The following is a 17,603-nucleotide window of genomic DNA, read 5'->3' as shown; positions in this document are numbered from 1 at the left end:
GTGAACGCCTTTAAGCAAAAAAGCGTAAAACCACAGGGAACATACATAAAATCAGCATCAGGGCCGATCCTTTATATAGAAGATCGGCCTTAATTTTTTGAGTCTTACCCGCCAAAATCGTCCGGCCAAATGACATCCAAAACAACGCAACAGGCAGCAAAACCACGCTAAATACAGCGAAAACCAAAATAAAATTTAATGGGCTTGCCCAAGTTTCAATCGGGAAAATACCTGCAGCAAAAAGCAACGCTTTCGGATTTTTTAATGAGGAAATGAATAATTCACGTGGTTGAATTGAAGGATGTTTTTGATTGTACTGGTGTAAATGCGTCGATTTCCACAAATGAAAAGCCAACCATAAAACATAGGCAATACTGAGAAAATGTAGCAAGTGAATTAAATTCGGCCACACTGGAGCGCTTAAATGAATAATCAACGCCCACGAATTAATGGCATAGAAATAGCCCAATAATTCTGCAGGAATCAGCATGCACGTCTTTGCAATGCCTTGTTGATGTGCAGAGCTTGCCATTAGTGCATTGCTAGGTCCCGGCGTCATCATCACCGCAATCATTGCCAATACAAAAAGCCAACTCTCAATCATAAATACCCAGACAATGTTTCAAAGCGCACACCTTAGCCGAAATGAATTTAAAAAAACAAGTACGCGCTAGGTCAGTTTTATCCTTGTACAAGTCAATGCACTCACGCTGAATGTTCAAGACCAGAAGAAGGTATTAAAATTTACGAATGATATTTAATTTAATTTTTTCATAGATTTAAATATTTTATTGGCTCTAAATAGTGCAGTTTATTTGGCTCAAAAAAAATGCCAGTAGACGCCTCGCCTACTGACAAATTTTATTACACTTTTCTCATAGCACAGGCCTAAGCCTCTGCTCATGATCCGTTTATGATTTTGCTGCAGTAGCCGAATTTGTGCGAACGATAATCGGACAACCCTTAAATTTTGCTGCCTGTACAATCGCTTCTTGCTCACCTAGAACGCGTGAAAGTTCGGTACGTTTGGTATTTGAAGATTGTCCCATATTGACCGAAATACTCGGACCAATGCCCCAACCTCCACGGCTGCCCCAGCCACCACCAAGGCCAACACCGACACCAACGCCTGTGCGCTTCGGTGTTTCTACACCATTTTGAATATAGTCGTGGATTCGGTTGTATTCGCTTTGCAATTGTTGGCAACTCAAAGACTGATACTGTGTAGGTGAAACATAGCTTGGTTTAGGCGTACTTGCACATGCACCCAATACAACAGCAGTGAAAGCAACTAGACCACATTTAAGTGCATTCATACTTTTCTCGATACTACTTTTGCTCAATTTCATTGAACAATGATTGATAGGCTTGCGTCAATTTATGATCTGCAGCCAAATGGATTAAAGGTTGATTTTTATGATGAGATTCTTTCATCAGCACCGAAGGCGGCAACATGCTGTCCAATACAGGCAGACCTTCATCTTTGAGTTGTTGTACAACTTCGCGCGGCAACTTCGCCTGTGCCTGAAATTGATTGACCACAATGCCTTCAATTTCCAAATGATCATTATGATCATCCTGCGTTTCTAACACATTTTCGATCAGGGTCTGTAAGGCACGTTTTGAAAACACATCGCAGTCAAATGGAATCAGCACGCGATCTGCCGCAATCAACGCAGATAAGGTAAAAAAGTTAAAGGCCGGCGGTGTATCAATAAACACTCGATCATATTGACCGCTCATCTGCTGCAAAGCATCGCGGAGTTTGTAAATTTTATGCTTAGATTCTAAGGCATGTGCCAACGCGCCTAAATTTGGACTGGCAGGAATCACATCTAAGCGTGGATAAGGTGATGCATGCACATAACTTTCCAAACCTTTGGCACGACCTTTCAAAATCGAACCGATGGCATTTCCCAACAAACCTTTACTTTGTTGTGTCCCCAAGACTTCTTCAAAATAATTTTCAATATTGGGTTCAAGTGCAGGCTTATCTGCCGAATACGTCGCATCATCCCCCAACAAATATTGACTTGAATTGGCTTGAGGGTCGAGATCAATCACCAAAGTTTTTAAACCTTGGTGCGCGCTTATCGCAGCTAAATTGACCGTAATACTCGATTTCCCCACACCACCTTTTTGGTTAAATACCACACGCGTACGCATTCAAAACCCTCTAATCTTTGTTTTTCTACTCAAGCCTTGAAATCGGCCATGTGGATAAGCCATTTATCCAAAAACTGGTTTGATTATAACCAATGTAATGATGAAAATAAGTGCAATAGCTGCAATAAATAAGCCCGCACGGCGCTGAACCAATAAAACACTGTCATCTTTTTTATACGCTTTAGATAAAGAAGACAGCAGCGCCAAAAACAACACAACTTTGGCATAGAACCATGGCTGCACATCAAAGTTATTCATAAACAATAAAATAATCCCTGTCACAGCAATTAAAGCCATTGAGCCATGTTGCAATGCAACAAAAAACTTACGACCTGCTGGATTCGGTAAATTGCCCTGCGTCCCTTTAAACAGCGTAAAAGCACGAATGAAAATGGCAGCACAGCCTAAAGCCACGCCACACATATGAATGATTTTAATGATTAATTGCGTTTCCATGGCTCACCTTAAGATGACTTGGGTGCATGCGCACATTCAGGGCTAGTGGTGTCTTGACCTTTCCATTCTTCGGGTAAAAACGCATGAATGGCCAAGGCATGAATTTGCCCCGGACTAAGTAAATCACCGGCTGCGGCATAGACTTTTTGATGACGTTGCACCAAACGCAAGCCTGCAAAAGCCTCACTCACGATCACAGCTTTAAAATGCGATTCTTTACCTGGGAAATAACCACCATGACCTGCGGACTCATTCACCACTTCAAGATGTGTAGGCGCTAATGTCTGTAGACGCTCAATTAATTGCTGTTCTAAACTCAAAACGGCTCTCCCAAATTCAAAAAAAGTTCAACTGGTCTTAGTATAGCCTGTATTTGTTGAAGTTCTTGTGTCGCAAAGTTGCTGAAACCGCCTGAATTGCATGATTTCATCAAAATGGAAGCCTTTGACCTGCAAAAATATTCCAATTTTCAAACAAATTGTTTTTATTTTATGCAAACGATGCACAGTTTTTCATAAAGTTATTGACCTGAAAAATCCTTAATGTATTATACGTGGCTATGCGGGAATAGCTCAGTTGGTAGAGCATAACCTTGCCAAGGTTGGGGTCGGGAGTTCGAGTCTCCTTTCCCGCTCAAAATTTTTTCATTCGGTTTTTTATTTAAAAAATTGGATAGACTCCGCGGGAATAGCTCAGTTGGTAGAGCATAACCTTGCCAAGGTTGGGGTCGGGAGTTCGAGTCTCCTTTCCCGCTCCAAATTTTTTTCGATTCAGTTTTTTAGTAAAAAAACAGGATAGACTCCGCGGGAATAGCTCAGTTGGTAGAGCATAACCTTGCCAAGGTTGGGGTCGGGAGTTCGAGTCTCCTTTCCCGCTCCAAATTCAAAAAGCCCCCATCGAAAGATGGGGGCTTTTTTATTGTTGATTTTATTAGATTTTTTAAAATAAGAAAGCTTTTTAGACTGCTTTCAAATAACGTCTATCCCAACGTCTTCAATTTGCATGGTGACCATAAGTGACCAAAAAGTGCCTTCAATAAATCAAAAAGATAAGAACCCCTTTCTAAAACTGCTTAAAAAATTATTCCACCGAAAATTTCTATGTCATTAGACTTCTATTATTTTCAATTCAATATTTTTACAAGATCAAATAGGATCGTGACCAAATTTGGTCACGCAATAAAACTCTCGATAAATACAGATCATTTTAAGTTTTTAAAATTCAGCCCTACTTACTCAATATCTACATACTTGTCCCACAATCAAAAATACTCTAAAAAAATTAAGGTGACCAAATTTGGTCACCTTAATTTCATAAATATTTCATCGTCTTAAGATTCTTCAGCTTGTAATTTCAGAAGATCTCCTACCTCTACATTCAATAATAAACAGAGCTTCTCAATAGTTTCAAAATCAATACGAGTCGATTGACCATTATAAAGTTTATGCAGAGTGGTTTTACTCATCCCTGTTTCACGCGCAACATCCGCAACCTTCATTCTGCGTTCTGCTAATAAGACTGGCAAATTGCAAACTATCATTAATTACCACCATTGTGTAATAAAGTACTTGCATGATGTATTAAATGCTTATAGTATTGCATTGTAATCTTAAATAACATCATTGTGATACTTTTTAAAAGGATATACATATGAACTTCACGTATCTTACTACAAAAGAACTTTCGGAACGAATTCATTACAACGAGCGTACTATCCGAAATCAACTCAAAGATAGCGTCTTACTTGAAGGCGTTCATTACATTCGCCCATTTGGTGGGCGCAAAATTCTTTTTGTTTGGGAACGCATTGAGGAAGATATGACAAAAACCTCGTTCGGCTCTCTTCATAGCCTACAACTACAATAGGAGTTCAATCACATGGCCTCAATCCGTACAAGATACGGCAAGCTTACAATTGATTTTCGGTACTTAAATAAGCGTTGCCGTGAAACAACTGCAATGGAAGATACACCTAACAATCGTAAAAAACTTGAAAAAGCGATTGAACGTATGGAAGCTGAAATGCTCTTAGGTGTATTTGATTATGCAAAATATTTTCCCAAAAGTGCTCGACTGGCAGAAATTAAAGCTGCTGAAAACCAAATCAATGCAGTGAGTTCTAAAGCACCTGTTTTTTCTAAGTACTGTGAAATATGGGTTGCTGATAAAGAAATAGAATGGCGTAGCAGCTATGCAGAAAAAATTAGGATTGTTATTAGAAAATATTTAACTCCATATTTCGGAACAATTCCTGTTATTAACATTAAAAAGTCAGACATCCTTGGATTCCGTTCATCCCTCGCCAAAGTGACATACGGAAATAACCAAGAATGCCTTTCACCATCACGAATCAACCAGATTATGACAGTACTTCGTATGATACTAGATAGCGCATCCGAACGATATGATTTTGATAGCCCTTACAAAAACATAAAAAGTTTGAAAGAAGGTCGGATTGAAGTCACGCCTTTCTCTCTTGAAGAAGTTCAGCGAATTATTACATCTGTTCGTGACGACTTTAAACCTTATTACACCATCCGCTTTTTTACGGGTATGCGCACCAGTGAAATCGATGGCCTTCAATGGAAAAATATCGACTTGCAACGTCGTGAGATCCATATCCGTGAAGCGTTAGTGAATGGTGTTCTTGGTGGAACCAAAACGTATGGTTCTGACCGCACGATCCAGATGAATGACCGGGTGTACCAAGCCTTTCTGCAACAGAAAAGCTTAAATAATGGTAAATCCAGTTTTGTTTTCTGCAACCGTGATGGTGGTCCTCTAGACTACCGTTTAGTTAATAAGCGTGTATGGCACCCTATCCTGCGCTTTTTAGGATTAACGCCTCGTCGTGCTTATCAGACACGTCACACAGCTGCCACACTTTGGTTATCTGCTGGTGAAAATCCTGAATGGATTGCACGTCAGCTAGGTCATTCGACCACTGAAATGCTGTTCCGTGTTTACAGCCGCTACATTCCAAACGTCACACGTCGTGATGGCAGTGCTTTTGAAGCCATGCTGGAAAAACTAAATACAGAGGAGCTTGCACATGAATAGTAAAGCTTTCTTTGGTGGTGTGGTCGTCAGTTTTGAAGCAGATATGGTCGCTCGTGAATTAATCCATGAGCTACACATTCCCAAACTGCACAATCTGGCATTTTTGCTGGAGATCAACAAATGCTTCGATGACCACCAAGCATTGAGACTCTGGTTACAGCGAATGCTGGATGAAGGGCAAGCCCATTACGACGACCTGGCCCAACAGGCCCGCATCCGGTTAATGAGCCTGGCTCCCTGATCAAATAAATATACAAGGTTATCTAATTGATGACCTTAGCCCCTCTATACCTATAAAAAAGGTGAACACATGCATAAAGATATTTCAATTTGGATGCCACTCTATATTGGCGACCTACAGGCAAAATTTGCACGAATGACAGCAGAACAAATTGGTGCGGCACTGCTGTTAATGATGGATTTCTGGAAAAATGGTGCCATTCCTCATGACCTAGCTACTGTATGTAGCATCACGAAATTACCGCAGCACACCAAGGCTAAAACTTTGTTAAATACGCTGATGGCCCTAGAATTGTTTGAAGTCGAGTCTGAGCAGATTCATTCAAATTTCTTAAGCAGTTTAAAAAGCCAAGCATTGCAAAATCAGCAAATGAAATCTGATAAAGCTAAAAATGCAGCTCAAGCACGTTGGGGGAAATCCGCTAGTAATGCTCAAGCATCAACCAAGCAACGAAAAGTAAATGCTCAAGCAGCTCCTGAGAAGAGCTCGAGTATTACTCAAGCCATGCTTGAATCATGCCCTTCATCTTCATCTTCATCTTCATCTTCATCTTCATCTTCAAATTTTGAAGAAAAAAATGAGAGTTTTTTAGAAAATTCAAAGTGGATTTAGGAGATTAGTCATGAATACCATGCTTAAAACACTCCAGTTTCGCGCAGAAACAACGGAAACACTTTGCGCTACCCATCATATACCCCTGATGGAAATTGCTGGTCACAGGCTCTGTAAATTGTGTGCCAAAGAAACTGTTCATCACTCACATGCAGCCTATGAGAATGAACTGCAACAGCGATTGCTACAACAGAAAATTAAAAATTCAGGGCTCAATAAACGCTACCTAGATCGTGGCTTCAAGAATTATGTAGTTGCATGCCCTGCACAAGACAATGCCATCAAACTATGTCAGGCCTTTGCACAGCAGATTATTTCTGACCACAACCCGAACATGTTGATGATTGGTACGCCGGGTACAGGTAAAACCCATCTGAGTGCATCAATTATTCGCAACATTCTGCATAACAGTACAAAATCTGCACGCTACTATACCAGTGCAGAAATTGCTCAAAAAATGATGGATACCTGGTCAGATGCTTCACGCTCTGAAAAGGAAGTTATCGAGCATTTTTCCAGTTTTGATTTATTAGTGATTGATGAATATGGCTTGCATGACCGGCATGAGAAACGTCTGGAAATGGTACATAAGGTTCTGTATAGCCGTTATGACAATATGAAATCTACCCTGCTGATTTCCAATTTCACAGTCCAAAATATGCAGCAGGATTTAGGTGTCCGATTATGGTCACGATTACATGAAAACAATTTGATTGTAGTACCGTGTTATTGGGATGATCGACGAATAAGCGGATAGCCAAACTCTTTGCTCAAGCCAATTATCTTCCGAGATAATTGGTTTTTTACATATAAAAATTTAATAATTTGATAAATCCAAGTAGAACCTAAATTAAATTAATTTGAAGGTCTAATAAAAAAATCAAAACTAGTACCATAATATATCTTTGTCAGAGCATAATCAGTTCATGTTAATTCTCAATAAGCTCAGGTATATACTGGTTAATTTGCATTAATTCTTTACTTACATCTGTTTTTGGTTTCAACAGGCTTTGTTGCACAAAGATTTGAAATACAAAGCCCCCCTAATTGAGCCAAATTTAAGGCGTAACTTGGGTAAGTGGTCGACCTAATTCCGTAAATCTGTTGAGGACTGCTACACGTGCATGAATTTCATTGACTTGGCTATCAAATTTTCTTGCACTGAGTTTATCCCCCAATAATTTGATGCAATGCATCTTAGTTTCGACCAAACTTCGGCAATGATAGCCGGACCATTTTTTCCATAATGTCCTGCCTAAACGTTTAACTGTTCGAAGTAATTCATTTCGCGCTAGCGAGCTGATCTTTGTATCTTTCCATGGTTTCGCATTTTTTCTAGGTGGAATCACCGCATGCGCTTGCCGATCTGCAATGACCTGACGGCATTGCTTGGTGTCATAAGCTCCATCGGTATAAACAGAGTCAATCTGCTCATCTTGTGGAATCTGATCGAGTAAATCACCAAGCACTTGTGAATCACTCACATTATTTGTAGTGAGTTGAATGGCGCGTATTTGAAGGGTTTCAGCATCTATACCAATATGAAGTTTACGCCATTGGCGACGATATTCAGGTCCATGTTTCTTCCTTTTCCATTCACCTTCACCTAAAAACTTTAGACCGGTTGAGTCTACCAGCAAGTTAAGCCCACCACTGCTTTTTTGATAATTAATCGCAATATCAATATGTTTTTGTCTTCTGCAAAGCGTACTGTAATCTGGTGCGGTCCAATTTAATCCACAAAGTTTAATCAGACTTTGCACAAAGCCAGTGACCATACGTAAAGATAGACGGAATAAGGATTTAATCATTAAGCAGCATTGGATAGCTGCGTCGGAGTAGGTTTGATTTCGCCCTTGTTTGCCTTTTGATGGAGCATACCATTGCGTAGCAGGATCAAACCAAATGGCAATATTTCCGCGACTCATGAGTGCTCGGTTATATGCGGGCCAATTGGTTGTGCAATAGATTTTGTGTGTAGGCTTCTTCATTTGAAAATTATATCGCTGAAAAAGCCTTTACAGATAGGTTTGTGCAACAAAGCCGTTTGAAGGATAAAAAAAGAATAGGGATTCAGCCACAGGTTGAAACTTAATACGAGGTCAAAGGGGTCAATTTTAGAATGCCGTTGACACCGTTCTCTGCCACTGTCTTAGAAAGGGTGGAACAAATGCATACACCTAAAGAAGTAAAGCACCACTAAGGTGCTTTACTTCTTTGACAATTTAAAACCCCACATAAAACTTTTCAATCAGTTTCCGGGTCTTGGCCAGCAAATTGCTAAACACGTTCTCCCGCTCAAACAGCTTAACCTTATAGTTTGGTAAGTCCTTCAACTCTTCTTTACGTGGTAGGCGTTTGGTGAACTCATAATGCTCCAGAACCTGCTTCATCGCTTCTGGTTTCAGATTTTCTTCTTTACAAAGATGCTGATAGGCCTGTTCTTTTTCAGCATCCCAGAATGCAGCAAAAGCCGTTTGGACGCTCTGTCCATTGATCATCTTCGGCATGTTTTCTTCAATGAATTTTTGAATGAGGTCTTGCTTATCGTGCAAACTAATATCGCTACTGATTAAATCGTAAATTTGCGCTTGGTACTTCTGACGCTTGTCCTCTGAGTCCGTATCAACAACAAGCTGTAGTAGATTGATAATATAGCCAACATTAATGCGGTCACTGTGCAGTAAATCCAGCTGAAAATCGACATCATCCAATACCGATACTTTTTCTTTCTTGGTCGTCTTTCTAACGGCACGGCATAGGTCAGCATACTTAGAGGCGAAATTCGCAAAGTGCTGTTTATCCAGTTGTGTTTGGTCTTGATCGTACTCAATAAAAGTTTGTAATTGCGCGTTGTAGCGCATCACTTCACGGAAAGCTTTAATAAATTCCAGTTGCTGTTCTTCAGTAACAAGATCATCGACTGATTGGTAATTGGGCGTTAAGGCAAACAATTTGCTCACCGCTGCTTGGTAATCCTGTTCGATTTCCGCATAGCTTGGAACAAGGACGATCTTGGTGGTTTCTTTATTGGAAAATAGTGCCAGCGCTTCATCCGTTGCACGTTTTAGGTTGCGGAAACAGATGATATTGCCAAATGGTTTTTTATCGTTATAGACACGGTTGGTACGAGAGAATGCTTGAATCAAGCCATGATATTTTAGGTTTTTATCGACATACAAGGTATTTAGCGGCTTAGAGTCAAAGCCCGTGAGGAACATATTGACCACGATTAGAATATCAATCTGTCTGTTTTTTACGCGCTGTGCAATGTCGCGGTAGTACGCATAAAATTGATCACCAGAATTGTAGTTAGTTTTGAACTGTCGGTTGTAATTGGCAATGTAGCGATCTAGCTTATCCCGACTGGATGAGTTGACCTGAGTTGGAATATCTGCGGCTTCTTCATGAATCAAGCCAGTTAAGTCATCAGTCGGTACAGCCTCATTTGCCGCATACGAAAAGATGGTGGCAATGGTCAACGGTTTAAATATCCGACCTTGTGCTTCATCTTCAATTTGCTTTTCAGCCTGCACCTTTTCAAAGAGGTCGTAATATTGGGTCAGTGTTTCGACCGAACTGACACAGAACATTGCGGTAAATTCACGATTACGGGTTTTGGTATCGTGAATATTGACAATGTAGCGGGCAATCATTTCTAGGCGTTGTGGGTTGTCATACAGTTCTTTGGTATCGATGCCTTCTACGTCTTCCTCATAACTTTCATTCGTCGCCATGCCTTTGGCGGTGTATTTGCCACGATAATCAATCTGGAACTGCAAGACGTTACGGTCGCGGATCGCATCTACAATCACGTATTTATGCAAACACGCATTAAACAGGTAGTCTGTGGTGAGTTTTAAACCTGCTTTGCTTTGGCTATTCTTTTCAAAAATAGGCGTACCGGTAAAACCAAACATTTGTGCATTGCTGAAGAATTTTTTTATGTTCTGATGGGTCTCACCAAATTGACTGCGATGACATTCATCAAAAATAAAGACCACTTTTTTATTTTTAAGATAATCAATCGATTCTAAATATCGGTCAGTACTGATGGCTCGATTGAGTTTTTGGATGGTGGTCACAATCAGTTTGTCATGACGTTGATCGAGCTGTTTTACCAAGGTCGATGTGTTATCGGTGCTGTCGACGCTGTCGGCTTTAAAAGCATTAAATTCGCGTGAGGTTTGCGTATCGAGGTCGTTACGATCGACCACAAACAAGACCTTTTCAACATCGGGCATTTGCATGATGATCTGACTGGCTTTAAATGAGGTCAGGGTTTTGCCTGAACCTGTAGTGTGCCAGATATAGCCGTTCTGATCGGAGTTTTGCACATGCTCCACAATTTTCTGTACTGCATAAATCTGATAGGGACGCAGCACCATCAAGCTTTTGGTGGTTTCTAGCAGCACCATGTACTGAGTCAGCATTTGGGTCAGATGCTGCTGATTGAAAAAAGCTTCGGCAAAGTCGACAATTTCATTGATGTGTTTGTTATCGACATCCGCCCATGGAAAGGCAAACTCGATGCCTGTGGTGCCGTTGGAGTAATAACGGGTATTGGCACCATTACTAATCACAAACAACTGGATAAAGCCAAATAGCCCTTGCCCAGCCCAATACGCTTCACGAATATAGCGTTGGGTTTGATTAAAGGCTTCGGCGATTTCCATACCGCGCTTTTTCAGCTCGATCTGTACCAAAGGCAAACCATTGACCAGTAAAGTCACATCAAAACGGCTGGTTCTGCCATTATAGTCGCGGTGGTCAATGGTGATCTGGTTGGTGACCTGATAGATGTTCTTGCTTGGATCATCCGACAGAAAAAAGATGTGCTTGCTAGTTCCATCGTCAAATTTGACTGGAAACAGATCACGCAGATTCTTGGCCCGTTCAAATACCGTGCCGGTATTCAGAAAACTAATGACCTGCTTCCACTCTGTATCAGATAGTGGCGCTAGTCCATTGGCACGTTCAATCTGGGTTTTGAGGTTAGACAGTAGTTGACTCTCATCCTTGATGGTCACCGCAGCATATCCCAATTGCTTGAGCTGGCTAATCAGTTCATTTTCAAGTTGGTATTCGCTTTGGAATGTCATTTTATTCCTTTGAATTAATTTAATACTTAACAATTACTTATGTATAAAAATAACTAAACTTAGCTATTTTAGCTAAGTTTAGTTATTTTTTAGTTATTTCTTAGCTATTTTCCATGTTTTTCCTTCAGTTTTAATTAAGCCGTTACGTCTCATTTTCTGCATTAAATTTCTGATTCTATTTATTTTTTTAGGTTCATCTAAAACCTGAGGAAGTTTATCTAACAATAACTTTTCTAATTCTGAGCGTTTTGCTTGTCCAAATTTTTTTAAATATTCCAAAATCAAGCCTTCATAATGCTGATCATCTAACCCACGCATATCCAAATATTCAGCTTGTTGATCCGTATGCTGTGCAACATCTGCCGAAATACAATAATTTGGTTTTCTCCCCTCAATAAGCCCTTTTTTACGAAGGTCGTAGGCATCTTCATCATTAATTAAATGATTCTTCTGTACTTGATCAAGGGCAATAATATTGTCTAAAGATAATTCAGGAAGTTCGGCAAGTTTCCTTGCGTAATCTATATTTAAAACTTTACCTGTAATTTTGACCTGTACGCGATTATTTGCGAAATCATAATCAGGCATAGGGAAAAACTTTTCTCGTTGTTTGATGAACATTCTGCGGATACCACTGCCGATGGTATCAATTAGATTTAATTGCATCATGGCATTGACCAAGAAGGTATTACGGTACTGCTGTTCAGGTGTATCGTTTAAGATTACGTTTTCAATAGATTTGGGTAAAAAACTACCGTAGTTTTGAAAAGTTAAAGTTGAATCTTCTTTTTCTACAATCGTAATTCGCCCACGCATACGATAATCTTGATGGGCAATCGCATTACTTAATGCTTCTCGAATAATATAAGGATCATATTGGTCGACTTCTTCGGGGAAAAGCGTCCCATCCATCAAATACCGATATTTTAGGTTACGAATTTTCTGATAGACCTCATCTACAGCTAACAATAATGGCGTGTAAAAGTGTTGATAGTCTTTTTCTACACCGTCAGCACTTTTTAAAATCCACGTTATTTGTGCTACCGCAGGATTAATAAAATGTGCTGATTCAGGCAAGCCGAGCAATACGATAGCGGTATGTGTAATTTTCCCTTTAATTGTGACTCTGGCTTTGTTTAAAAAGGTGAGGTCATCCCAAGTTGGGACATCTTCAGCTAATCGTGGGTTTTTCCGAATGAATAACTGTCTAGCTGTAGCAATGGCGATCGGGTCTAAATCTTCAAGTGTCGCATCTTGGCAAATCTCTGCACTCCAATCCGAAGACATGCTTTGCCAAATTTGCTTTTCTTTTTCAGGATAGTCTTTGAGTTTCTTGGTATAACTCCCAATACGAATATAGGCTTCATGCAAAAAACTCACAGGTGCATAGCTAGTTGCTGGAATCTCAAATACAACAAGATGCTTACCATCAATGTCGAGTTCATGAATTTTAAAGTCAATGCGTGGGTTTAAGCGTGTCAGTAACCAAAACTCTAAATCCTCATTGCCTTTGGCTTTTTGTTTTTTGGGATTAAAATGAGTACCAACAATACTGTGATCATGGTCTTTCACTCCAAAAATCAAATAACCGTACCGCTTGTTGCGTATGCATGCACCGTTGGATAGGGCAGAAATACGCTCTCCAATTTCTTCGGCACTATGGTAGTTTTCTTTAAACTCTAACCATTCTTGCTCACTGGGTTCTTGGAGCAATTGCAATACAAGATTTTGAAAGTAATCGGTCATCTTTTCCCCCTACACAAACATCTGCTGCAACAAGCCTTTTTTCCACTGTTTGGCTTGTTCAATTTGCTGTGCCACGACTTCAATTTTTTGGTCAATTGCAGATAAGAAATTAGCGATTTTGGTTTGTTCATCTAGGCAAGGTTTAGCTATGTGAAATTTTCTAATATTTGTCATTGACAGAGCTGGCTGGGAACTCGTTGCAATAAATTTCTCGATTTCATTACGCCTAAAACTTGTTTCATTAAAATATTGCAATAAATATACAGGATTCAATAACTCTTTATTAGCTCGTATCCGAGCAACATTAGGAGCTAAATAAAATTTTTCATTTTCTTGGATTAATGCGACATCACCAATCGTTCCTACATATGTGAATATTAGATCATCAATATATAATTTACTTCGACCTAACATTTTCAAATCACTATCATCAATATACTTTACATCTGATAAATCTAATTTATTATTTTTAACATTAAGACCACGTAAAGCAATTAAATTACCTGAGTCTTTATAAACAATATGTTTGGTAAACTCATAGCCTGCTAATTTGGTCACATCAGTAGCTGTACCTAGTTCAATAAAATCCCACTCCCCAAATTCACTCCCATCATCCGCTTTAAAACGAATCTGCTGACTAAACAGCTTTTGCATCATGCCTTGTTTATATTGGCTGAGCAGTTCATGTTTTTGGGTGAGTTGGCTAATCTTTTCATCCACTGCGGAAAGAAAAGAAGCAATTTTGGTTTGTTCAAGTAACGACGGAGTATAAAGCTCAGTAGAAAAGTAATCTTGATTTCTAATATGCACTTGGGTACTGCCAACCATGATAGATTGCATATGTAGTCTAAATTTAGAAGTATTTGAGAACTGGATTAAAAAATCTCTATTAAGATCATTTTTTATTCTGAATCCATAAACACCTTGAGCTAAAATATATTTTTTATTACTTTCATATTTAACGATATAACCAATACTTGGACCACTAGGCACAAGATCTCGTAGAGTTGTAATTAAATATTCACTATCTACAATATAATTTTGATTTGAATTAAAAAATTCAAGAGTGCAAAAAGTTGGAACAACTTTATCCAATTGAAGTAATCCACCAGAAGATATAGCTTTTTTAGGAATAACTTCGCAATCTGAATATTCTACAAAATCTGCTGGTGTTAGAGATGCACCACCTTTGTAATTTAATACAAAATTACCAATAGTATTTTTGTTCCAGTCCCCATCAAACTCTTTAAATCTTAACTTTGGCGCAGCCATTACTTCACCTCCGCAAACGGTGAAACAATGCCTAGCTCTTTACAAAAATCTGCAATGATGGCATCGGTCTTTTGGCTCTCAACTTCCAAAGCTTGAAGCTGTTTTGCAATCGCATCTAAATCAATCTCGGCTTCCGCTTCAAAGGTATCTACATAACGCGGAATATTCAGGTTGTAATCGTTATCTTTGACTTCTTGCAAGGTCGCCACATGCGCATACTTTTCAATATTTTCACGCTGTTCAAATGCCGCAACAATCTTATCCAAATGCTCAGGCAATAACTTGTTTTGATTCTTCTGCTTTTCAAACTCATTGCTGGCATCAATAAACAAAATATTGCCGCTATGCTCACGGTTTTTCTTCAACACCAAAATACAGGTCGGAATTGAAGTACCATAGAAAATATTGGCGGGTAGACCAATAATGGCATCCACCACGTTCATCTGCTCAATCAAATACTGACGAATCACGCCCTCACTCGAACCACGGAACAATACGCCATGCGGTAACACCACCGCCATAGTGCCATTGTCATCCAGTTGATACAGCATGTGCTGTACAAAAGCCATATCGGCTTTGGAACTTGGCGCCAATTTGCCATACGCGGCAAAGCGTTCATCTTGTAAAAATAACGGATCGGCAGACCATTTTGCAGAAAATGGCGGATTCGCCACCACCGCATCAAACTTTTTATCTAAATGCTGCGGACGGGTTAAAGTATTTTCCTGCTTGATGTCGAACTTGGCAAAATGCACATCATGCAGAATCATGTTCATGCGTGCCAAGTTGTAGGTAGTACGGTTCATTTCCTGACCGTAAATCATATCGACATCTTTAACTTCACGTTTTACCCGTAGTAACAACGAACCCGAACCACAAGTCGGATCATAGACTGAACGTAAACGGTCTTTGCCTTGGGTGACAATCTTCGCCAGTAAAGTCGATACGGTTTGCGGTGTATAAAATTCCCCCGCTTTTTTGCCCGCGCCTGAGGCAAACTCACCAATCAGGTACTCGTAAGCATCACCCAGTACATCGGCTTCAGTATTACTAATATCAAAATCAATATCATCTAAATGACTCAGGACTTTCGCCACCAGTGCATTACGGTCACTGGCATTATTGCCAAGCTTGGTCGAGTTTAGATCCAAATCTTCAAACAGGTTGGCAAAGTCATCGGCAGAGTCGGTGCCTAAAGTGCTTTGTTCAATCGATTTTAAGGTTGCAGTTAAATCATCCAAAATGAATTCGCCCTGACGACCACGCTCGGCTAAGGTATGGAATAGTTGTTTTGGTGTGAGCGCATAACCGACTTCGGCAATGGCATTCTTTTTAATTTCTTCGATGTACGGCACATGCTCAGGATTATTTTCATCTAATTCTAAAAAGCTGAGGTCTTCGCCATCGAGCAATTCATTGGCAAATTTCACCGACTTTTCTGATAAATATTTAAAGAAAATAAAACCCAGAATGTAATCACGGAATTCATCGGCGCCCATGGTGCCGCGCAAAGTATTGGCAATATTCCAAAGTTGTTTTTGTAATTGTTGCAGTTGCACCTGGGTCATTGTTATAGAAGTCCAATTAAGTGAATCATTAATCAAATGATTTTACCTAAAATTCTAAATCATGTAGCAGTAAAAAGATGGAAAAGGACATAAATTTCCGTGCTCAAGCCAAGTGATCTGTCAATTCAATCTCCAAACAGGTGAATATTCTAAATTTTGTAGCAGCATATTGTGAGAATGAAGGCCTCCAGTTAAAAGTCTGTAAGGGCTGAAAGCTCTAATTCAGCTGTCTATAGAATACTATCTTGCTGAATATTCAATTTGTTCTTGAAAATATTGGTCTTGGGATAACAGAATCTCTGCAAAGAATAACGGTCTCAAAAGACACCAGATATAGGATGAGCCAATATCTGTTTATCTTTGCCCCCCAACCAAACTAAATACTCATGCTCAATCGCCTGCTGATAGGCCCAGTCTGCAACCCGATGTGAACGCTGCAGATCAGTCAAAAAACCGAGTTGCGAAATCTCCCGACTAATCGCCTGATCATGCAGATGATTACGTTCCATCCATTGCTCCAAGAATTGCCCGGATGCCAAATAATTGCTTTTCTGTGAATTACATTTGTCGTCCGCCAGAACAAAGTTATGCCCGGTATCGGCAGGATATAGAGACCAAGGAATAAAATGATCCACGGCATATTTTGAGTTTTTCAGGCTTTTGCCACAGTAAAAACACTGGCATTGCTGTAAGTCGATTAAGAAGTCCGCGACCTGCCCCAATTGATTACGACTTGGAGCAAACATGAATTCATCTAGGTCAGGCAAGCCATCAAGTACAACTAGGTTCTGCTTGTTCAGTCGGACAAAATCAATCCAGCGCTTCTGGCACAGCTCTTCAATAATTTCACTGAATTGTCTTAAGCAATACATCACCTTGGGCAACAGCTTAAGTGACTGTTTGCAATCCTGCAGATGATAGAGAAACTCTACGGTTTGACCATTCAGATTCTGCAAATACACCACCGGCATTTGCTTGACGGTCGCTGCAACCACTTTTCTGAGCTGATTCCAGTGAAACTGGTCTTTTCTTAACGCAGCCAGCGTTTTGAATTGTTGCTGTGCATTCTGAATTTCACTGATGATCTTTGCCTGCTTACCAGTGCTTTGATGAATAGTAAAAGGCTCATACTGGTTAAACTGAAACGGCAGTGACTGTTTCCAGTACAGGTCAATAAACTTTTCAGCAATATCTTGATATTCCAAATGCAAGGCAGCACCAGTATCTTGACCCTGTTCAATCGCCAGACGCGTGATACTTATCAGCAAAGCAAACTTATATGTCGAAGTAAAAGTCCCTGACTGCAATATCTGCTGAATATGCTTCAAAAATTTCAGCTGTTCTTGAGGTGTTGGTATTTCAGCTGTACTAAACAACATG

At 39.8% G+C, this 17,603-nt stretch carries 17 protein-coding genes and 3 tRNA genes; 8 read left to right on the top strand and 12 right to left on the bottom strand.

Annotation, left to right across the window (positions count from 1 at the left end):
- Positions 1–10 precede the first annotated feature (10 nt).
- From FTV11_RS05335 to FTV11_RS05315, 5 genes are all read right to left on the bottom strand, one after another.
- Positions 11–604 carry a LysE family translocator gene (locus FTV11_RS05335; protein WP_180026157.1) on the bottom strand — a complete coding sequence of 198 codons (594 nt, stop codon included), beginning with the start codon at positions 602–604 and terminating at the stop codon, positions 11–13.
- Between the two features lie 307 nt (positions 605–911).
- A complete protein-coding gene (locus FTV11_RS05330) occupies positions 912–1,316 on the bottom strand; it encodes a hypothetical protein (RefSeq protein ID WP_180026158.1) in 405 nt (134 codons plus the stop codon).
- Between the two features lie 13 nt (positions 1,317–1,329).
- Entirely contained in the window at positions 1,330–2,166 is an 837-nt protein-coding gene (locus FTV11_RS05325) for a ParA family protein (protein WP_180003554.1), read from the bottom strand.
- Between the two features lie 63 nt (positions 2,167–2,229).
- On the bottom strand, positions 2,230–2,622 hold the full coding sequence (locus FTV11_RS05320; RefSeq protein WP_180026160.1) for a SirB2 family protein: 393 nt from the start codon (positions 2,620–2,622) through the stop codon (positions 2,230–2,232).
- Between the two features lie 8 nt (positions 2,623–2,630).
- Positions 2,631–2,942: a BolA family transcriptional regulator gene (locus FTV11_RS05315; RefSeq protein ID WP_078191519.1), complete on the bottom strand. Its 312-nt coding sequence runs from the start codon at positions 2,940–2,942 to the stop codon at positions 2,631–2,633.
- Between the two features lie 241 nt (positions 2,943–3,183).
- Here FTV11_RS05315 and FTV11_RS05310 point away from each other — a divergent pair.
- The 3 genes from FTV11_RS05310 (at position 3,184) to FTV11_RS05300 (ending at position 3,501) form a co-directional block, all read left to right on the top strand.
- Positions 3,184–3,256, top strand: a tRNA-Gly gene (locus tag FTV11_RS05310).
- 47 nt (positions 3,257–3,303) lie between these two features.
- A tRNA-Gly gene (locus FTV11_RS05305) sits at positions 3,304–3,379 on the top strand.
- A 46-nt stretch (positions 3,380–3,425) separates the two neighbouring features.
- A tRNA-Gly gene (locus FTV11_RS05300) sits at positions 3,426–3,501 on the top strand.
- Positions 3,502–3,952: 451 nt separating this feature from the next.
- Here FTV11_RS05300 and FTV11_RS05295 read toward each other — a convergent pair.
- Positions 3,953–4,162 (bottom strand): helix-turn-helix transcriptional regulator, encoded by a 210-nt coding sequence (locus tag FTV11_RS05295; protein ID WP_084792783.1) that lies wholly within the window; start codon positions 4,160–4,162, stop codon positions 3,953–3,955.
- A 110-nt stretch (positions 4,163–4,272) separates the two neighbouring features.
- On the opposite strand from FTV11_RS05295, the gene FTV11_RS05290 reads away from it, so the two are divergent.
- The 5 genes from FTV11_RS05290 (at position 4,273) to FTV11_RS05270 (ending at position 7,292) form a co-directional block, all read left to right on the top strand.
- Positions 4,273–4,488 carry a hypothetical protein gene (locus FTV11_RS05290; protein ID WP_004684369.1) on the top strand — a complete coding sequence of 72 codons (216 nt, stop codon included), beginning with the start codon at positions 4,273–4,275 and terminating at the stop codon, positions 4,486–4,488.
- 12 nt (positions 4,489–4,500) lie between these two features.
- Positions 4,501–5,682: an Arm DNA-binding domain-containing protein gene (locus tag FTV11_RS05285; RefSeq protein ID WP_130130608.1), complete on the top strand. Its 1,182-nt coding sequence runs from the start codon at positions 4,501–4,503 to the stop codon at positions 5,680–5,682.
- Positions 5,675–5,923 (top strand): hypothetical protein, encoded by a 249-nt coding sequence (locus FTV11_RS05280; RefSeq protein ID WP_180073552.1) that lies wholly within the window; start codon positions 5,675–5,677, stop codon positions 5,921–5,923. Before FTV11_RS05285 ends, FTV11_RS05280 begins: the two co-directional genes overlap by 8 nt.
- A gap of 69 nt (positions 5,924–5,992) precedes the next feature.
- Positions 5,993–6,535: a DUF1376 domain-containing protein gene (locus FTV11_RS05275; RefSeq protein WP_180073551.1), complete on the top strand. Its 543-nt coding sequence runs from the start codon at positions 5,993–5,995 to the stop codon at positions 6,533–6,535.
- 10 nt (positions 6,536–6,545) lie between these two features.
- Positions 6,546–7,292: an ATP-binding protein gene (locus FTV11_RS05270; RefSeq protein ID WP_180073550.1), complete on the top strand. Its 747-nt coding sequence runs from the start codon at positions 6,546–6,548 to the stop codon at positions 7,290–7,292.
- Between the two features lie 301 nt (positions 7,293–7,593).
- On the opposite strand, the gene FTV11_RS05265 is transcribed toward FTV11_RS05270, so the two are convergent.
- The 6 genes from FTV11_RS05265 to FTV11_RS05240 form a co-directional block, all read right to left on the bottom strand.
- Entirely contained in the window at positions 7,594–8,526 is a 933-nt protein-coding gene (locus FTV11_RS05265) for an IS5 family transposase (RefSeq protein WP_180073549.1), read from the bottom strand.
- Between the two features lie 234 nt (positions 8,527–8,760).
- Complete coding sequence (locus tag FTV11_RS05260) at positions 8,761–11,637, bottom strand: type I restriction endonuclease subunit R (protein ID WP_180073548.1); 2,877 nt, start codon at positions 11,635–11,637, stop codon at positions 8,761–8,763.
- Between the two features lie 93 nt (positions 11,638–11,730).
- Positions 11,731–13,383 (bottom strand): RNA-binding domain-containing protein, encoded by a 1,653-nt coding sequence (locus tag FTV11_RS05255; protein ID WP_180073547.1) that lies wholly within the window; start codon positions 13,381–13,383, stop codon positions 11,731–11,733.
- A 9-nt stretch (positions 13,384–13,392) separates the two neighbouring features.
- On the bottom strand, positions 13,393–14,655 hold the full coding sequence (locus FTV11_RS05250) for a restriction endonuclease subunit S (protein WP_180073546.1): 1,263 nt from the start codon (positions 14,653–14,655) through the stop codon (positions 13,393–13,395).
- Positions 14,655–16,223: a type I restriction-modification system subunit M gene (locus FTV11_RS05245; protein ID WP_180073545.1), complete on the bottom strand. Its 1,569-nt coding sequence runs from the start codon at positions 16,221–16,223 to the stop codon at positions 14,655–14,657. Before FTV11_RS05245 ends, FTV11_RS05250 begins: the two co-directional genes overlap by 1 nt.
- Positions 16,224–16,540: 317 nt before the next feature.
- Positions 16,541–17,602, bottom strand: a complete 1,062-nt coding sequence (locus FTV11_RS05240; RefSeq protein WP_180073544.1) for an HNH endonuclease — start codon at positions 17,600–17,602, stop codon at positions 16,541–16,543.
- Between the last annotated feature and the right edge of the window lies 1 nt (position 17,603).

Source organism: Acinetobacter sp. YH12231 (assembly GCF_013417755.1).
In the GTDB taxonomy this organism is placed as follows: domain Bacteria; phylum Pseudomonadota; class Gammaproteobacteria; order Pseudomonadales; family Moraxellaceae; genus Acinetobacter; species Acinetobacter amyesii.
The sequence above is the reverse complement of the archived record's forward strand: the minus strand, read 5'-3'. Positions and strand labels throughout refer to the sequence as shown.

What these genes read in the sequence shown, in the direction of transcription:
- FTV11_RS05335 (WP_180026157.1), bottom strand. Translation starts at nt 604, where the DNA reads ATGATTGAGAGTTGGCTTTTTGTATTGGCAATGATTGCGGTGATGATG.
- FTV11_RS05330 (WP_180026158.1), bottom strand. Translation starts at nt 1,316, where the DNA reads ATGAATGCACTTAAATGTGGTCTAGTTGCTTTCACTGCTGTTGTATTG.
- FTV11_RS05325 (WP_180003554.1), bottom strand. Translation starts at nt 2,166, where the DNA reads ATGCGTACGCGTGTGGTATTTAACCAAAAAGGTGGTGTGGGGAAATCG.
- FTV11_RS05320 (WP_180026160.1), bottom strand. Translation starts at nt 2,622, where the DNA reads ATGGAAACGCAATTAATCATTAAAATCATTCATATGTGTGGCGTGGCT.
- FTV11_RS05295 (WP_084792783.1), bottom strand. Translation starts at nt 4,162, where the DNA reads ATGATAGTTTGCAATTTGCCAGTCTTATTAGCAGAACGCAGAATGAAG.
- FTV11_RS05290 (WP_004684369.1), top strand. Translation starts at nt 4,273, where the DNA reads ATGAACTTCACGTATCTTACTACAAAAGAACTTTCGGAACGAATTCAT.
- FTV11_RS05285 (WP_130130608.1), top strand. Translation starts at nt 4,501, where the DNA reads ATGGCCTCAATCCGTACAAGATACGGCAAGCTTACAATTGATTTTCGG.
- FTV11_RS05280 (WP_180073552.1), top strand. Translation starts at nt 5,675, where the DNA reads ATGAATAGTAAAGCTTTCTTTGGTGGTGTGGTCGTCAGTTTTGAAGCA.
- FTV11_RS05275 (WP_180073551.1), top strand. Translation starts at nt 5,993, where the DNA reads ATGCATAAAGATATTTCAATTTGGATGCCACTCTATATTGGCGACCTA.
- FTV11_RS05270 (WP_180073550.1), top strand. Translation starts at nt 6,546, where the DNA reads ATGAATACCATGCTTAAAACACTCCAGTTTCGCGCAGAAACAACGGAA.
- FTV11_RS05265 (WP_180073549.1), bottom strand. Translation starts at nt 8,526, where the DNA reads ATGAAGAAGCCTACACACAAAATCTATTGCACAACCAATTGGCCCGCA.
- FTV11_RS05260 (WP_180073548.1), bottom strand. Translation starts at nt 11,637, where the DNA reads ATGACATTCCAAAGCGAATACCAACTTGAAAATGAACTGATTAGCCAG.
- FTV11_RS05255 (WP_180073547.1), bottom strand. Translation starts at nt 13,383, where the DNA reads ATGACCGATTACTTTCAAAATCTTGTATTGCAATTGCTCCAAGAACCC.
- FTV11_RS05250 (WP_180073546.1), bottom strand. Translation starts at nt 14,655, where the DNA reads ATGGCTGCGCCAAAGTTAAGATTTAAAGAGTTTGATGGGGACTGGAAC.
- FTV11_RS05245 (WP_180073545.1), bottom strand. Translation starts at nt 16,223, where the DNA reads ATGACCCAGGTGCAACTGCAACAATTACAAAAACAACTTTGGAATATT.
- FTV11_RS05240 (WP_180073544.1), bottom strand. Translation starts at nt 17,602, where the DNA reads ATGTTGTTTAGTACAGCTGAAATACCAACACCTCAAGAACAGCTGAAA.